General features: G+C 66.6%; 11 protein-coding genes. 1 reads left to right on the top strand and 10 read right to left on the bottom strand.

The window, feature by feature from the left end:
* Window positions 1–20: 20 nt before the first annotated feature.
* The 8 genes from tsf to ACQR1D_RS16255 form a co-directional block, all read right to left on the bottom strand.
* Window positions 21–944, bottom strand: coding sequence for a translation elongation factor Ts (gene tsf / locus ACQR1D_RS16290; RefSeq protein ID WP_315799729.1), 924 nt, complete (start codon window positions 942–944; stop codon window positions 21–23).
* Window positions 945–1,072: 128 nt separating this feature from the next.
* The gene (locus ACQR1D_RS16285) at window positions 1,073–2,062 is read right to left on the bottom strand and encodes a 30S ribosomal protein S2 (protein WP_315799728.1); all 990 of its coding nucleotides are present in this window, start codon (window positions 2,060–2,062) and stop codon (window positions 1,073–1,075) included.
* Between the two features lie 154 nt (window positions 2,063–2,216).
* A complete protein-coding gene (locus ACQR1D_RS16280) occupies window positions 2,217–2,738 on the bottom strand; it encodes a hypothetical protein (protein WP_316237391.1) in 522 nt (173 codons plus the stop codon).
* 90 nt (window positions 2,739–2,828) lie between these two features.
* A complete protein-coding gene (locus tag ACQR1D_RS16275) occupies window positions 2,829–3,791 on the bottom strand; it encodes an FHA domain-containing protein (protein WP_434840121.1) in 963 nt (320 codons plus the stop codon).
* On the bottom strand, window positions 3,788–5,080 hold the full coding sequence (locus ACQR1D_RS16270) for a S1C family serine protease (protein ID WP_434840122.1): 1,293 nt from the start codon (window positions 5,078–5,080) through the stop codon (window positions 3,788–3,790). The genes ACQR1D_RS16275 and ACQR1D_RS16270 overlap by 4 nt, the downstream gene beginning before the upstream one ends.
* A 197-nt stretch (window positions 5,081–5,277) precedes the next feature.
* Entirely contained in the window at window positions 5,278–7,590 is a 2,313-nt protein-coding gene (locus tag ACQR1D_RS16265; RefSeq protein ID WP_434840123.1) for a caspase family protein, read from the bottom strand.
* A 165-nt stretch (window positions 7,591–7,755) separates the two neighbouring features.
* Window positions 7,756–11,283: a DNA polymerase III subunit alpha gene (dnaE, locus tag ACQR1D_RS16260; protein ID WP_434840124.1), complete on the bottom strand. Its 3,528-nt coding sequence runs from the start codon at window positions 11,281–11,283 to the stop codon at window positions 7,756–7,758.
* Between the two features lie 464 nt (window positions 11,284–11,747).
* Complete coding sequence (locus tag ACQR1D_RS16255; RefSeq protein WP_315711588.1) at window positions 11,748–12,461, bottom strand: outer membrane protein; 714 nt, start codon at window positions 12,459–12,461, stop codon at window positions 11,748–11,750.
* Between the two features lie 268 nt (window positions 12,462–12,729).
* On the opposite strand from ACQR1D_RS16255, the gene ACQR1D_RS16250 reads away from it, so the two are divergent.
* Window positions 12,730–13,065 (top strand): DUF3551 domain-containing protein, encoded by a 336-nt coding sequence (locus ACQR1D_RS16250; protein ID WP_315711587.1) that lies wholly within the window; start codon window positions 12,730–12,732, stop codon window positions 13,063–13,065.
* 106 nt (window positions 13,066–13,171) lie between these two features.
* On the opposite strand, the gene ACQR1D_RS16245 is transcribed toward ACQR1D_RS16250, so the two are convergent.
* Together ACQR1D_RS16245 and ACQR1D_RS16240 are read right to left on the bottom strand one after the other, a co-directional pair.
* A complete protein-coding gene (locus ACQR1D_RS16245; RefSeq protein WP_315711586.1) occupies window positions 13,172–13,945 on the bottom strand; it encodes an outer membrane protein in 774 nt (257 codons plus the stop codon).
* Between the two features lie 433 nt (window positions 13,946–14,378).
* Window positions 14,379–15,149, bottom strand: a complete 771-nt coding sequence (locus tag ACQR1D_RS16240; protein WP_316181321.1) for a helix-turn-helix transcriptional regulator — start codon at window positions 15,147–15,149, stop codon at window positions 14,379–14,381.
* Window positions 15,150–15,185 lie beyond the last annotated feature (36 nt).

Genomic DNA, 15,185 nt, shown 5'->3' with positions numbered 1-15,185 from the left:
ATCGTGACTGTGCCCAGTCGTTACTTCTTGCCGCTCGCAGCGGCGACTTCGGCCGCGAAGTCGGTCTCTTCCTTCTCGATGCCCTCACCGAGGGCATAGCGGACGAAACCGGCGACCTTGATCGGACCGCCGACCTTGCCTTCGGCTTCCTTCAGCGCCTGCGCGACCGACTTGCCGCTGTCGTGGATGAAGGCCTGCTCGAGCAGGGTGACTTCCTTGTAGTAGGTCTTCAGGCCGGACTCGACGATCTTCTCGATCACGTTCTCCGGCTTGCCCTGCTGACGATACTTGTCGGCGAGCACGTCCTTCTCGCGCTTGACGAGCTCGGGATCGAGACCCGCCGCATCGATCGCCTGCGGGTTGGCCGCGGCGACATGCATCGCGAGCTGACGGCCGAGCACGGCGAGCTCGTCGGTCTTGCCGGGCGACTCCAGCGCGACGATGACGCCGAGCTTGCCGGCGCCTTCGATGACGGCGCCATGGACGTAGCTCGACACGACGCCTTCGCTCACTTCGAGCGAGGCCGCGCGGCGCAGCGTCTGGTTCTCACCGATGGTGGCGATCGAATCGGCAATCGCGGCCTCGACCGTGATGCTGCCGACCTTGGCGGCCTTGATCTTCTCCACGTCGGCGCCGACGTCGAGCGCGACCTGGGCGATCATCTTGACCAGGCCCTGGAAGTGCTCGTTGCGCGCGACGAAGTCGGTCTCGGAGTTGACCTCCACGACCACGCCCTTCTTGCCCGAGGTCAGCGCGCCGATCAGGCCTTCAGCCGCAACGCGGCCGGCCTTCTTGGCGGCCTTCGACAGGCCCTTCTTGCGCAGCCAATCCTGCGCGGCCTGCATGTCGCCGCCGTTCTCGGTGAGCGCGGCCTTGCAGTCCATCATGCCCGCGCCGGTCGACTCGCGCAGGTCCTTCACCATCGCTGCGGTAATATTCGCCATTGTTGAACGTCCTTTTGCCTGTCCAAAGCGCGACGCAGCGGATGGCTCGCCGCCGCCCGCTGCCAGGAAAACCTATCTCAGTCGCGATGGCCGGCGTGCGACGCCGGCCAGAATGGTGTTGTGTCGTCTTACGCGTCGGCGAGCGACTTGGCCTGCGCGACCCAGGCATCGGCCCGGCTCGGGAGACCGACCTCTTCGCCGATCTGGTGCGCGGTGTCGTGGTTGAGCTCGGCGAGCTGCCAGTAGTGGAAGATGCCGAGGTCGTTGAGCTTCTTCTCGATCGCACCGGACACGCCGGTGAGCTTCTTGAGGTCGTCGGCCGTGCCGCGCGGACCAGGCAGACCCTGGAACGTCGAAGCGGACGCAGCCGGAAGATCCTCCTCGAGCGGAGCCGCCGAGGCGCCGACATCGATCCCGAGCTCGCCCTGCGCGCGCGAGATGCCGTCAATGGCGGCGCGCGCGATCAGGTCGCAGTACAGCGAAATGGCGCGGCCGGCGTCGTCATTGCCGGGCACGACATAGGTGATGCCCTTCGGGTCGCAATTGGTGTCGACGATCGCGGCCACCGGGATCTTGAGGCGCTGGGCCTCCTGGATCGCGATGTCTTCCTTGTTGGTGTCGATCACGAAGATCATGTCGGGCAGACCGCCCATGTCCTTGATGCCGCCGAGCGAGCGGTCGAGCTTGTCGCGCTCGCGCTGCAGGGTCAGGCGCTCCTTCTTGGTGTAGGAGTTGGCTTCGCCCGAGGACAGCACCTCGTCGAGATGGCGCAGGCGCTTGATCGAGGCCGAGATCGTCTTCCAGTTGGTCAGCGTGCCGCCGAGCCAGCGCGAATTGACGAAGTACTGGGCGCAGCGCTTGGCTGCGTCGGCCACGTTGTCCTGTGCCTGGCGCTTGGTGCCGACGAACAGGATGCGGCCGCCCTTGGCGACGGTGTCGCTGACGGCCTGCAGCGCCGTGTGCAGCATCGGCACGGTCTGGGCGAGGTCGATGATGTGGATGTTGTTGCGGGCTCCGAAAATGAAATCGGCCATTTTCGGATTCCAGCGGTGAGACTGGTGACCAAAGTGAACGCCAGCTTCGAGCAGCTGGCGCATCGTGAATTCAGGCAGCGCCATTGGATATTCTCCGGTTGATTCCTCCGGAAACGCGTGAGCAAAAACGGGCCATCAAGGCCCGGCTTGCCACCGGACGCCCTCTAGGAGAGCCAAGTTTCCGTGTGAGATGGCGCGCTATATAGCCGGATTTTGGCGCAACGCAAGGAAAATGGGCTCATTCCGCCTGCAGAAGCTCGGCCATCGCCGTCCGGGCCTGGCCCTCCTGGAGCGGAACGAAGTCGACCGGGCCCTTGTTGTCGGCGCCGGACGAGGCCGCGGCCATCACGCCCATGCCGAGCAGACCGAACGCCATGCCGCCGCCCTGCATCGCCCTGGACCGGTCGCTGGGCCTGATCGAGAAGAAATAGGTCCGCCCCGGTTCGGTGTTGAAATCGAGCACCGAGTCGCCCGGGAACAGGGTCTGGGTGGCGACGAGGTGGTGCGGACCGGCCGGCCGGTCGATGTAGACATACGTCCCGGGGATCAGGCGGCTCAGCGCGACGCCGTCGACCTTGGCGTCGCAGGTGGTCCTGTCCAGCCAGGCATCCTTCAAGCTCATGATGATGATGCGGGACTGCCCGGGACGCGGCGCCCCGATCTTCTGTGACACCACGGCGTATTCGGTGCCTTCCTTGCCTGTCAGGCATCCTGATACCAGAAATGCCGTTCCCAGTCCCAGCAGCGCTCGCCTGTTCATCGCCCCCTCCCCGTAGAAACCCGGGCTTCAAGGCTATGACGGGAACCAGGGAACTTTCAATCTCGGGGAGCAAAGACAATGGAACTGTGATCAGCGCTCCACACCGGCCGGCGCCAGCGCGGCGCGGTCCGCATCGAGCTTCGCCCTCAGCCGCGCGGCGTCTTCGAAGAAGGTCTGCTCGTCCTGCACCGGAACCAGGCGCAGGGACGGCGGCATCAGCACGTGGCTCACATTGGGACGGCCGGAATTCGCCAGCGCCTCCGACCGCTGCACGGTCTGGATCGCGATCGCGACCACCAGCAGAAGGCCGACCACCACGCCCTTGGCGAGCATATGGCCGCGTCCGACCTCACGCAGATGCAGCAAGCAGGTCGCGGCGAGAACGATCCACGAGACGACGTAGCCGTAGGTGAAGACAGCGGTCCAGGTCAGGGCGAACGAGGCAATCTGGGCGAACTCGCTGTAGACCCAGAACGCGATCAGACCCGCCTGCGCGATCAGGAGGTGGCGCAGAAAATGCGAGCGGCCGGAAAACAGCCGCGCCAGCAGCGCCCAGACGCCAACCCATGCGACGACCACCCCGATCATCGTGACGGTCGGCACGAGATAATCGGACAGATGCGCCTCGGAGGTCTGCGCAAACCAGGTCATCACCGCGTTGATTGCGAGCAGGACGACGCCGAGGGCGATCGCGGCGATGATCAGCAGCGCCCCGCGTTCGGAGCCCGCGAGCCGCTCCGGCTCGACGGCATGGCCGGCGTCGCGGATCCGAAGCAGCGTCTGGCCGATCCGGATCGGCTTGGTGCCGTCGAGAACGAGCTGCGGCTTCCGGCTCTTGCCGCGATCGAGAAAGAGGCCGTTGGCGCTGCCGAGATCCTCGGCGACCAGGCGCCCCTCGCCGTCGCGGAAAATTCGCACATGGCGCGCGGCGACATAGGGATCGTCGAGAATGACGTGATTGTCGTAGCCGCGGCCGATGCTGATCTCGGCGGCATCGACACGGAAGCGGCCGGCGACGTCGCGATGCTTGGAGAGGATCTCGATCCAGATCATCGTGCGACCTGCAGGCGTTCGAGGAAGCTCTTGCCGAGGCGCAAGGCGTCGTCATAAGCGATCGCCTGCAGGTTCAGCCGCGACACCAGCGCCTCGTCGGCATGATCCTGCGTCACCGCGACCAGAACGACGTCATAGAGGCCGTCGAACTCGCGATAGCCCTGCGCGCACCACAGCACGCGCAGCGGCGGATGAGCGGCCGCCGGCGTCACGCCGACGAAATCGGCATGGCAATGCTGCGGCGTGTACCATTTGCGGAACGAGCCGCCCTGGGTGAGTCGTGGCTGCGCCAGCTGCGTCAGCACGGTCGCGAACTGGAATTGATTGAGGTCGATCGATTTCGCGTAGGAGTGGCTGACCTCGACCACGCCGGTGTTGAGGTCGGAGGCGACATAGACGCTGGCCTCGGCCTTGCAACTGGTCGAATTGATGCTGGCGCGCGGCTTCGGCGACGCGCTGGCATTGGTGCTCGCCCAGCATTCGAACCACCCCGCGCGCGTCTCCGGCGCCTGATAGGACCCGAACACGCGGTCGCGGAAGCCCTCCTCGCCCAGCGACTTGTAGAGCGCTCCACGCCAGCTCGTAAGCTGCGCGATCACGTCCTTGCGCAGATCGGCCGCCGCCGGCCTGGCATCCTGGCCGCGCGCCAGCAGCGCGGCCGCAAAGCGCGCGGGCACCAGGAAGCTGATGAGCTGGCCGCCGCGGCGCGTGGCGACGTTGACGCCGACCACCTGGCCTTGCGCATTGACCGCCGGACCGCCGCTCATGCCGGGATTGAGCGCGCCGGTGAAATGGATGTGATCGTTGTAGCTGTGCTCGACGAGGCCGTTATAGGTGCCCTCGATGATGGTGAAGCCGAGGTCGAGCGGGTTGCCGAGCGAATACAGCCGCTCGCCTTTCGGCAGGCTGCCGTCGAGCGCGGCCTTGTCGAACGAGAAGAACGGCGCGTTCTGCTTGTCGACGCGAACGAGCGCGAGATCGTTGGGCAGGTCGACGGCAAGCAACGTGACGCCGCCCTGCGTGCCATCCGCTCCGGTATATTCGAGCCGGTACGTCTTCGGCTCGAGCGCTGCATCCGAGACGACGTGATAGTTCGTGACCGCGAGCCCGTCGGCCGAGACCAGAAAGCCGGATCCTGTCGAGGTCTGGCGGCCGGCATCGGCCACGAGCGTGCGGATCTGGAGCAGGCGCGGCGGCGCCGAGGCATAGACGGCTTCGGCGCCCGGCAGCCCCTGCGCATCGCTTGGCGAAGGCAGGCCGGCGATACCGACGCTGCAAAGGGCGGCCATGATTGAGCTTCGCCAAATTGAGCTTCGCCAAGACAGCGTGCGCAAGGTCCCGACAAACGCTGATTTCACTGAAGCCCCCGCAACACGTCGTCGGCCGTCGACGTCTTGCGCCCACGATCGATCAGTCCGGCGGTCCGCCCATATCGAAAACAGGCCGATGTTGCAACCGCGCCGGCGTCAGGCCAACGCGCGGCGGCTCAGCAATGCGGAACGTTCGGCGGACATCTCTTGCCCGGCGGCGGCGGGGCCGCCGGACGTGGCGGCGGCGCCGCGGGCCGTGCCATCGGCGGCGGTGGCGGCGCCGGCCGGGCCACGGCGGCCATCGGCGGCGGACTGGGACGCGCCATCTGCGGCGGAGGCGCAGGGCGCGCCATTGGTGGCGGAGCGGACGGACGCATGACTTGCGGCGGCGGTGGCGCCGGCCGAGGTGGCGGAGCCGCCCGAACCATCGGTGCAACCGGCGGTCGTGGCGGCGCCGGCGGCGGACTCAGACGCGCCGTCGCCGGTGGTGGCGGCGGGCGGCGCTGGATCTGCGGTGGCGTCGCCTGCTGAATGCGCGGGCTCACCTCAGGCCCGCGCGGAGCGGCTGACGGCATGACCGGACGGGACGGCATCGCCGATGGCCTTGCCGGCTGCGGCATGACGGCGCCCGGCGGCGTGCGGTTCGCGCGCAGATCCTGGCGCGCGGGCGGTGGCAGCGCGCCAGAGGGCGATGCCGGTGCCGGCTGGCGCAGACCAGGAGTCTGAACCGATGGTGGCACCGGCGGACCACCGCGACCGGGCACCGGCAGCGGATTGACGTTGGCATGCCCCTGCCCTGGTCCTGTCATGGCGGGCGAGGGTCCACCCGGCGGAGCGTTGGCCTGAATGGCCGGTGCCGCACCGGGCCGGAGTGCGGGATTGACGAGCGGTCCTCCCGGCGGCGGGACCTTGCCCTGCTGGATCAGCGTGGCGCGCTGCACGACAGCCGGCGGCAGGGCCGGTGCCACCGCCACGGCCGGCGTCGGCACCGCCGCGGGGCCTGCAGTGATCGGTCCGGCCGGCGGCGCCGGACGATTGATCACGGTGTTGATGACGGTCGTGTTGTGGATGTTCTGGTAGATGATGTTGTTCGGCGGCGGCGCAACGAAGGCCGGCGGCCGGACATAGACCGGGATCGGCACGAACACCGGCCGCGGCAGGATGAACAGGCCCACCGGGGCGAATGGCGGCGGCAGCTCCACGAAATCCGGCGGAGGCGGCGGCAGGATGTAGACCGGCGGCGGGGGCGGCGGCACGAAATCGAATTCGGGATCCGAGAACATCAGCACCGGGCGTTCGACATAGATCACCTCGTCGAGCGGCGGCGGCGGCACGTCATAGTCGATCATCGCGAAGGTCGGCGGCGGCGCGGGCGGCGCGGACAACATCGCCAGCCGCCGCCGGGCGTCCTCGGCATGCGCGCCATAGGGATAGCGCTTCAGGTAGGACCAATAGGCTTCCGGACTGTCGGTGCGGAACGTCCGCCGCCAGGTCAGCGCCTCGCGGCGTGCGGCGACGAGGGCGCGCACGCGCCGCGCCAGCGGGTCGCTCGGATAGGCGGCGATGAAGTCCTCATAGCCCTGCAGCGTGTCGCGCTCGAGCGCGGCGGCATAGGCCTCCTGCACCGGCAGCTCGCGGATCGGGCGCGAGCGCAGCGCCGCGCTCTGCTCCGGCGAATCCGACGTGGCGGGGGCGTCGGGCGCCCGCTCGAAGAAGGTGAAGGCGGCCTGGATCTTCTGCGCGTCCCAGGGCACCTGCGCGCCCTTGGTCTCCTCATTGACGCGCAGCCGCAGCCGGTCGAACACCTCCGGCAGCGACAGCCCGCCGGTGCGGATCATCTCGGCGAGCGAGCGCGCGTAGACGCCGTAGGCGCCGGTCTCGTTCGGCGCGATCGTGCCCGGCGCGGCATTGAACGCGATCAGCATGTTGGCATCGGGCTCGACCAGCGCCAGGCCGCCGGCGATCGCCGGACCGCTGGCGATGAAGGGCTGCTGGCGGGCGGCATCGAGCACCACGACGCTGGCCTTCACCGGCGTCGCCGCAAGCTGGCGGATGTAGTCGCTGAGGCGCAGCCCCTCGGTCGGAATGTCGACGTCACTGCCGATGTTGGCGTCGACGGGAAGAAAGTAGTTCTCGCCGGCGAGCTGCATGCCGTAGCCGGCGAGATAGACCATCGCGACGGTGTTGTTGTCGGCTGACTGGGCCTTGTGAATGAAATCACGAAAGCTCTTGCGCAACGTGTCTGCATCGAGATCGCGCGCGCCGACCACGTCGAAGCCCGCGGCCTGCAGCGTCTGCGCGATCAGGCCGGCATCGTTGGCCGCCGACGCCAGCGGGCCCTTGGCATAGGCCCCGTTGCCGATCACCAAGGCGATACGCTTTTCGGCACCGGGCTGCTGCGCTGCGGCAGGCCGCGGCAGGGCCGCCCAGGCGAGCAGGCAGAGCGAAACACTCAGGACGATCTTCGCGGTGATCTTGGCCAAGCGCATGGTTCAAGCCCCTTCGAGGCACCCGCCGCGGATTCAGCGGGAGAATGGCTGAACCGCGGTTGAACGGAGGCATGTCCGTACAGCCCACGCGCAGCTTTTTTGTTCCTCGTCCCCGTTCGACCGGCAAGATCGCCGGACGCAGCCGCTCCAGCGGAACGATCGCCTTTAGAGCTGCTGCACGTCGACCACGCCGGTCACCGCCTTGATGGCACCTGCGATTTGTGGCGAAACCTTGAAGCGCCCCGGCAGCTTCATCTCGACCTCGGTTTCGAGGTCCAGCATCATCACCAGCGATACCTCGCCCTCGCCTGCTGCCGTGCGGGGCGCCAAGGGGGGCGCCGCACCCTTGGCGATCGCTCCATTGCCATTGGCCGCGGCACCTTCCGGCCCCTGCAGGCGCTTGACGATGGAGTCGAGCGGCTTGGTGTCGCGCAGGAAGATGCGCAGGCCGCGCTGGGTCTTGGCGGCGGCATCGTCGAGCGGTTCGGCATGCAGCACGCGGGCGCGGACATCCTCGCCCTGCAGCTCGGCGCCGAGCTGCAGCAGCACGGCCGCGCCGGGCTCGAGCACGTCGCGATATTGTGCAAGCCCCTCCGAGAACAGCACGGCCTCGAAATGCCCGGTCGGATCCGACAGGCCCATGATGCCCATCTTGTTGCCGGTCTTGGTGCGCCGCTCCATGCGCGATACCACGGTGGCGGCGACCTTACCCGCGGTCGCGCCGGTCTTCACCGCGCGCGAGAACTCGGCCCAGCTCTGCACCCGCAGCCGCTTCAGCGCCGCCGCGTAGTCGTCGAGCGGATGGCCCGACAGGAAGAAGCCGATCGCATCATATTCGCGCCGTAGACGCTCGGCCGGCAGCCAGTTCTCGATGTTCGGCAGGATGATCGCCGGCGCATCGGCGGCGTTGCCGAACATGTCGTTCTGGCCGGAGGTGGCAGCCTCGTTGGCGCGCTGGCAGGCGGCAACGATGGCATCAGCGCCGGCGAACACGCGCGCGCGGTTCTTGTCGAGCCCGTCGAAGGCGCCGGCGGCGGCCAGGGTCTCGATGATGCGCTTGTTGATCGCGCGCGGACTGACGCGGGAGGCGAAGTCGGCGAGCGAGGTGAACGGCCCCCCCTTGTTGCGGGCCTCGACGATCATCTCGATCGCCTGCGGGCCGACGCCCTTCAAGGCGGCGAGCGCGTAGAAGATGGTGTTGCCGCTGACCTCGAAGGTCGGACCGGAGCGGTTGATCGACGGTGGCTCGACCTTGATCCCCAGACGCTGCGCCTCGGTACGAAATTCCGAGAGCTTGTCGGTGTTGTTGAGATCGAGCGTCATCGACGCCGCGATGAACTCCACCGGATAATGCGCCTTCATGTAGGCGGTGTGGTAGGACACCAGCGCGTAGGCGGCCGCGTGCGACTTGTTGAAGCCGTAGTCGGCGAATTTGGCCAAGAGGTCGAAGATCGTGTCGGCCTGGTCCTTCGGCACGCCGTTCTTGACGGCACCTTCGACGAAGCGGACGCGCTGCTTGTCCATCTCGGCGCGGATCTTCTTGCCCATGGCGCGCCGCAGGAGATCGGCTTCGCCGAGCGAGTAGCCGGACATCTGCTGCGCGACCTGCATCACCTGCTCCTGGTAGATGATGACGCCGAAGGTCTCCTTCAGGATCGGCTCCAGAATCGGGTGTAGATATTCCGACTCCTCCTCGCCGTGCTTGCGGGCGCAGTAGGTCGGGATGTTGGCCATCGGGCCCGGGCGATACAGCGCGACCAGCGCGATGATGTCCTCGAACCGGTCGGGGCGCATGTCGATCAGCGCCCGCCGCATGCCCTGACTTTCAACCTGGAACACGCCGACCACGTCGCCGCGGGCGAGCATCTGGTAGCTCGGCGCATCGTCGATCGGCAAGGTCGCGAGATCGACGTGGATGTCGCGCTGCTTCAGCAGCTTCACGGCGACGTCGAGCACGGTCAGCGTCTTCAGGCCGAGGAAGTCGAACTTGACGAGGCCGGCCGGCTCCACCCATTTCATGTTGAACTGGGTGACCGGCATGTCCGATTTCGGATCGCGATACATCGGCACCAGCTCGCTCAGCGGCCGGTCGCCGATCACGATGCCCGCGGCGTGGGTCGATGCGTGGCGCGTCAGGCCTTCGAGGCGCATCGCGATGTCGAAGGCGCGCGCCACGACGGGATCCTCGTCGCGGAACGCCTGCAGCTTGGGCTCGCCCTCGATCGCGGCGGCGAGCGTCACCGGCGCGGCCGGATTCTGCGGCACCAGCTTGGTGAGCTTGTCGACCTGACCATAGGGCATCTGCAGCACGCGGCCGACGTCGCGCAGCACGCCGCGCGCCTGCAAGGTACCGAAGGTGATGATCTGCGCCACCTGGTCGCGGCCGTAGCGTTGCTGGACGTAGGAGATCACCTCGCCGCGGCGGTCCTGGCAGAAGTCGATGTCGAAGTCCGGCATCGACACGCGCTCGGGATTGAGGAAGCGCTCGAACAGCAGCGCAAAGCGCATCGGATCGAGGTCGGTGATGGTCAGCACCCAGGCGACCAGCGAGCCGGCGCCGGAGCCGCGGCCCGGTCCCACCGGGATGCCGTGCGCCTTGGCCCATTTGATGAAGTCCGACACGATCAGGAAGTAGCCCGCGTACTTCATGCGCATGATGACGTCGAGCTCGAAGGCGAGCCGCTTCTGATAGTCCTCCTCGGTCATGCCCGGCGCCATGCCGTGCACCTTGAGGCGCCGCTCCAGGCCTTCCTCCGCCTGGCGTTTGAGCTCGGCGGCCTCGGCGCTGGCGGCGTCCACGGCATCGCCGCTGCCGGCGCCGACCGTAAAGAACGGCAGGATCGGCTTGCGCGTGCGCGGCCGGTACGAGCAGCGCTCGGCGATCTCGACCGTCGAGGCCAGCGCCTCCGGCAGGTCGGCGAACAGCACCGCCATCTCGGCGCGGGTCTTGAAACGGTGGTCGGGCGTCAACTGCACGCGCTCGGTGTCGGCGATCAGGTGGCCGCCGGCGATGCACAGCAGCGCATCATGCGCCTCGTAGTCGTCGGCGGTCGCGAAATACGGCTCGTTGGTCGCCACCAGCGGCAGGCCCTTGCCATAGGCGATGTCGATCAGGCCGCCCTCGACGCGGCGCTCGCGGTCGACGCCGTGGCGCTGCAGCTCGATGTAGAGGCGGTCGCCGAACAGGCTCGCCAGCCGCTCGCAGCGCTGCGTCGCAAGTGCCGCCATGTCGTGCTGGATCGCGAGCGAGATCGGCCCATCGGGCCCGCCGGTGAGCGCAATCAGACCATCGACGCCCTCGTTCAGCCACTCGAACTTGATGTGCGGGGCCTGGTGCGTCGGCGTGTCCAGGAAGGCGCGCGAGTTCAGCCGCATCAGGTGGCGGTAGCCCTCCTCGCGTGCGGCGAGCAGGACGATTCGCGAGGGCTGCGCGGCCGCGCCGGCATTGCGGGCGTTAGGGTCCATGTCGCCGAAATCGATGGCGAGCTCGCAGCCGGCGATCGGCTGGATGCCGTAGCTCGCCATCTTGTCGGAGAATTCGAGCGCACCGAACATGTTGTCGGTGTCGGTCAGCGCCAGCGCCGGCTGGCGATCGGACTTGGCGAGCTCGCCGAGCTTGGCGATCTTGATCGAGCCCTTCAGCAGCGAATAGGCGGAGTGAACGTGGAGATGGACGAATCCGGCGCTGGACATGCTCGCCTTGCTGATACCTGGGCTTTTCCGAGATCAAGGGATCGGGCCGGCTTCGGGGCTCGCTCGGGATCCTGCCCCCCGCGCCATGCCCTATCCTCCGACCGACTCGCCCCCGCATCATATCGGAGGCCCATCGGTAAGTCCGGCGCCCTCGCCTGCCTTGTCCCCAGCCAACGCGCTCGGAAAACTAAAGCTGTGGAATGATTTGCGCCCAGAGCGCGATCATGCCGACGAACAGCGTGATCGACGCCAGCGCGGCGGCTTCTTGAACGAAAACCTTCAGCATCGGGACCTCCCTGAGTCAGAACATATGAAGAACAATGTTCCTTTTCTGTTCTCAGGTCAAGCGCGCTGATCGGCTCATCGCCGCACCGGCACAGCAAATGGTTAACCCGCCTCCGCAAACAAAAAGCCCCGGCGCGAACGCCGGGGCTGTGCAATTCACCGATCGGGCGAGGACCGACTCAGTACCGCGTCGCGACCGGGCCGCCGAAGCGGTAGTTCAGGCGGGCGGTGAACAGATCGACGTCCTGCTTGATGCTGTCGGAGCCGAGCGCGCCGAAGCTGACGGTCTGGCGGTCCATGAACAGATGGTCGTACTCGACGCCCAGCGACCAGTTCGGCGCAAAGCCGTATTCGACGCCGGCACCGACCACGCCGCCCCAGCGCGTGTCGTCGTTTGAGGCGAGGAACGCGCCGGTCGCCGCATTGGTGATCGTGTACTTGTTGCTGGTCACGGCCGCGCCGCCCTTGGCGTAGAGCAGCACGTTGTTGATGGCGTAGCCGACCTGGCCGGTGAACAGGCCGAACGCATCGGTCTTGGTACGGTTACGCGTTCCGAACAGCGCGCTCTGATTGTCGCCGGTGAGGTCGGCCCAGTTGCCCTGCGCCTCGACGCCGAACACGATCTGGCCCATCTGCCAGCGATAGCCGACCTGGCCACCGACGGTGCCGCCGGATGCATCATGCGAACCCTCGCGGCCGCCGCCGACCAGATCCCAGGTGTTCTCGCTCCAGCCGCCGCCACCGTTCACGCCGATGTAAAAGCCGCTCCAGTCATAGATCGCAGCCATCACCGGCGGCGGTGCCTTCGTGTAGGGACGCGCAGCGAGATCCGCGGCAAGCGCCGGCGAGGCCAGCACCACGAGCGCCGTCGTCGTCAACAGAAGTTTCTTCATCACAGGTCCAGTCTCGTCTCATTTGGCCCCCAGGCCAGCCGCACCTCTTACCGATCTGCGCCACAATTGCTGTAGCCGCTCGGTCACAGCTCGCTGCTGAAAGGCCGCGAGACATGTTGGGAATTAATCTTTAATCACAGTGTGTTGATGGAACTTTCCAGCTTGCAATCGAGGGCCGACCGACTACACACGCGTGAGGGCCGTCGCGCCGGTGCTTCGCCATGAAGCGCGCGCGTTCTGGTCATCAAGGGATGAAGGGAGATCGTTGATGCGTGAGGTTTTATTTGCGGCCCTGGCTGCAGCCGGCCTCGTGGTCGCAACCCATGCGCCGGCTCACGCCGTCGGTGTCAGGCATGCGTTCTGTCTGCAGGGAGATGAGTTTCCGGGCTTGAGCCACTGCACCTTCGACACTTACGCGCAATGCCAGGCGACGGCGTCGGGACGCCTGCTGAACTGCATCGCGAACCCCTATTTCGCCGGTGTGAGCAATGACCCGCGCGCGACACCCTATCCGTATCCGCACAGGCAGCGGATCAGGCCGCGTCCGCCGGCGCCGAATCCCTACGCGCCGTTCCCCAACCCATTCGTGTTCGAAGAGGACTGACCCGTCCCCGCCTTCGACGCAGCGAGCTGCCGTCTCAGGCTGTACCATCGAAGGTTCGTCGAAGCCGCGGCTTCGACGAACCGGAGCAATCGAGGGTGACGTTGCGTCAGCGCATCATCCCGAAACCCGGGCCGAACTTGTAGTTCAGCTTCACGAGCCCGATGTCGACATCCTGCTTGATGCGATGAGTCATCGCGGGCGCGCCGGCCGCGGCGACGAAGTTCAGGTTCTTGTTGCCCAAGAAGATGTGGTCGTACTCGACGCCGACCGACCAGTTCGGCGCAAAGCCATATTCGAGGCCGGCACCGATCGTACCGCCCCACCGCGTCGTGTTGGCGCGATCGAGCATCACGTTGGTGCCCGTGGTGAAGGTGTCGTAGCGATCGCCGACGACCGCGGCACCGCCCTTGATATAGCCGAGAATGTTGTCGAAGGCATAGCCGACCTGGCCGGTGAACAGGCCGAAGCCGTTGGTGCGTGAACGGTCGCTGACATTGGGAAGAATCAGGTTGCGATTCGTGCCCTTGAAGTTGGCCCAGTCGCCCTGCGCCTCGACGCCGAACACCCAGTTGGCCATCTGATAGCGGTAGCCGACCTGGCCGCCGACGGCCGCGCCGCCGCCCCCGGAGCAGCCTTCGCGGTTGGCTGCCGGGTTCACCGCCACACCGGCGTTCGAAACCAGATTCCAGCAATCCCGGCTGGAACCTCCGCCGGCGTTGAAGCCGACATAGAAGCCGCTCCAGTCATACACCGTCGCCACGACGGCGGGCGGCGCCTTGGTGTACGGCCCCTTCTTCATTGGAAGATCAGCTGCGAATGCAGACGTCGCCGCGGCGATTGCGCCGAGCCCCACCGTTGCGCCGAAAAGCGTCTTCATCATCGAACTCCGTAGCTTCTGTCCCAAAGTCCCCAGGCCCCCTGGTTCCGTGCGAAAAACATGCAGCGCGACGAAGCGACTATGCCACCCGCATTCGCTCCGCCGACATCAACCGATGTGCAGATCAGAACCATTCTTTCCGGCTTTTATGGGATTGGGTGCAAAGGCCTGTTTTCAAAGGCTTTGCCGGCAACATGAACAAACAACTAATAAGATGTATGGAGGAGTCGTGGCCGTCGTCCATCCATGGCCACAATACGAGCGACGGCAAAATCGTGATCGGGAAACTCCCGGTCACGTAACGAACCTTCTGGCGTCCCAGTCGTGGATTCTTCGGGGCAGCACGATGGGTCCTGCGAATGCGTAGCATCATCATCCGCAAAGCAGTCGATTGTATGATGCCTGCCGGGCGATGCCGAACGCGCGCTCGTCATCATCACGTGTAGTAGATCGCCAGCTTCAGCGCGGGATCGTCGTTGGACTGGAACGTCGCGTATCGCAGCCTCACGCGGCCCTTCTTCGGATGCTCGAGCAGCTTCTCGCCCGCAGCAAGCGGGTTGATGTCGTGCGCCGCCCACAGACCGTCGAACTCGCGGCTGCCGTGCCGCAGCCGCGCGATCAGATCGACGAAGGCGGGATCGCCCGCCCACAGATCATAGGTCGCGCGAAACTGCGCGACCATGCGTTGCGCCAGCTCCTTCCATTGCACGCCGAACAGCCGGCGCACGCCGGGCTTGCAAAGCATCAGCACCAGCGTGTTGCGCTCGTCGTCGGCGAGTTGCGAGAAGCCGAAGATCTCGTCCGCCGCGGCATTCCAGGCCAGCACATCCCATCGTCGTCCGGAGATGTAGGCCGGCTGGTTCAGACTCTGCACGAGCTCGCGCAGCCGGACCGGCACCTGCTCGCGCACGAACGGCTTGCGCGTGGGATCGCGCACCAGCGCCTTGAGATGAGCATGCTCGGTTCGGCTCAGGCGCAGGGCGCGCGCCAGCGCATCGATGGTCGAGGAGGACGGCTTCACCGCCCGGCCCTGCTCGATTCGGATGTACCAGTCGACGCCGATGCCAGCGAGCTCGGCCACTTCCTCCCGCCGCAGCCCTGCGGTGCGTCGCCGCCGCCCGGTCGCGAGTCCGACCGCCTGCGGCGTCAGCTTCTCGCGCCGCGAGCGCAGGAAGTTGCCGAGCTCGGCATGGCGCTGATCACTCATGCGCTGGATCCCTCATGGTTCGCTTTCGAGGCGGCT

The organism is Bradyrhizobium sp. HKCCYLRH2047 (genome assembly GCF_051168175.1).
Lineage (GTDB): Bacteria > Pseudomonadota > Alphaproteobacteria > Rhizobiales > Xanthobacteraceae > Bradyrhizobium.
The sequence above is the reverse complement of the archived record's forward strand: the minus strand, read 5'-3'. Positions and strand labels throughout refer to the sequence as shown.

Coding starts and splice junctions, on each gene's coding strand:
- dnaE (WP_434840124.1), bottom strand. CDS start 11,283: ATGTCCAGCGCCGGATTCGTCCATCTCCACGTTCACTCCGCCTATTCG.
- ACQR1D_RS16270 (WP_434840122.1), bottom strand. CDS start 5,080: ATGGCCGCCCTTTGCAGCGTCGGTATCGCCGGCCTGCCTTCGCCAAGC.
- ACQR1D_RS16265 (WP_434840123.1), bottom strand. CDS start 7,590: ATGCGCTTGGCCAAGATCACCGCGAAGATCGTCCTGAGTGTTTCGCTC.
- ACQR1D_RS16280 (WP_316237391.1), bottom strand. CDS start 2,738: ATGAACAGGCGAGCGCTGCTGGGACTGGGAACGGCATTTCTGGTATCA.
- tsf (WP_315799729.1), bottom strand. CDS start 944: ATGGCGAATATTACCGCAGCGATGGTGAAGGACCTGCGCGAGTCGACC.
- ACQR1D_RS16285 (WP_315799728.1), bottom strand. CDS start 2,062: ATGGCGCTGCCTGAATTCACGATGCGCCAGCTGCTCGAAGCTGGCGTT.
- ACQR1D_RS16245 (WP_315711586.1), bottom strand. CDS start 13,945: ATGATGAAGACGCTTTTCGGCGCAACGGTGGGGCTCGGCGCAATCGCC.
- ACQR1D_RS16250 (WP_315711587.1), top strand. CDS start 12,730: ATGCGTGAGGTTTTATTTGCGGCCCTGGCTGCAGCCGGCCTCGTGGTC.
- ACQR1D_RS16275 (WP_434840121.1), bottom strand. CDS start 3,791: ATGATCTGGATCGAGATCCTCTCCAAGCATCGCGACGTCGCCGGCCGC.
- ACQR1D_RS16240 (WP_316181321.1), bottom strand. CDS start 15,149: ATGAGTGATCAGCGCCATGCCGAGCTCGGCAACTTCCTGCGCTCGCGG.
- ACQR1D_RS16255 (WP_315711588.1), bottom strand. CDS start 12,461: ATGAAGAAACTTCTGTTGACGACGACGGCGCTCGTGGTGCTGGCCTCG.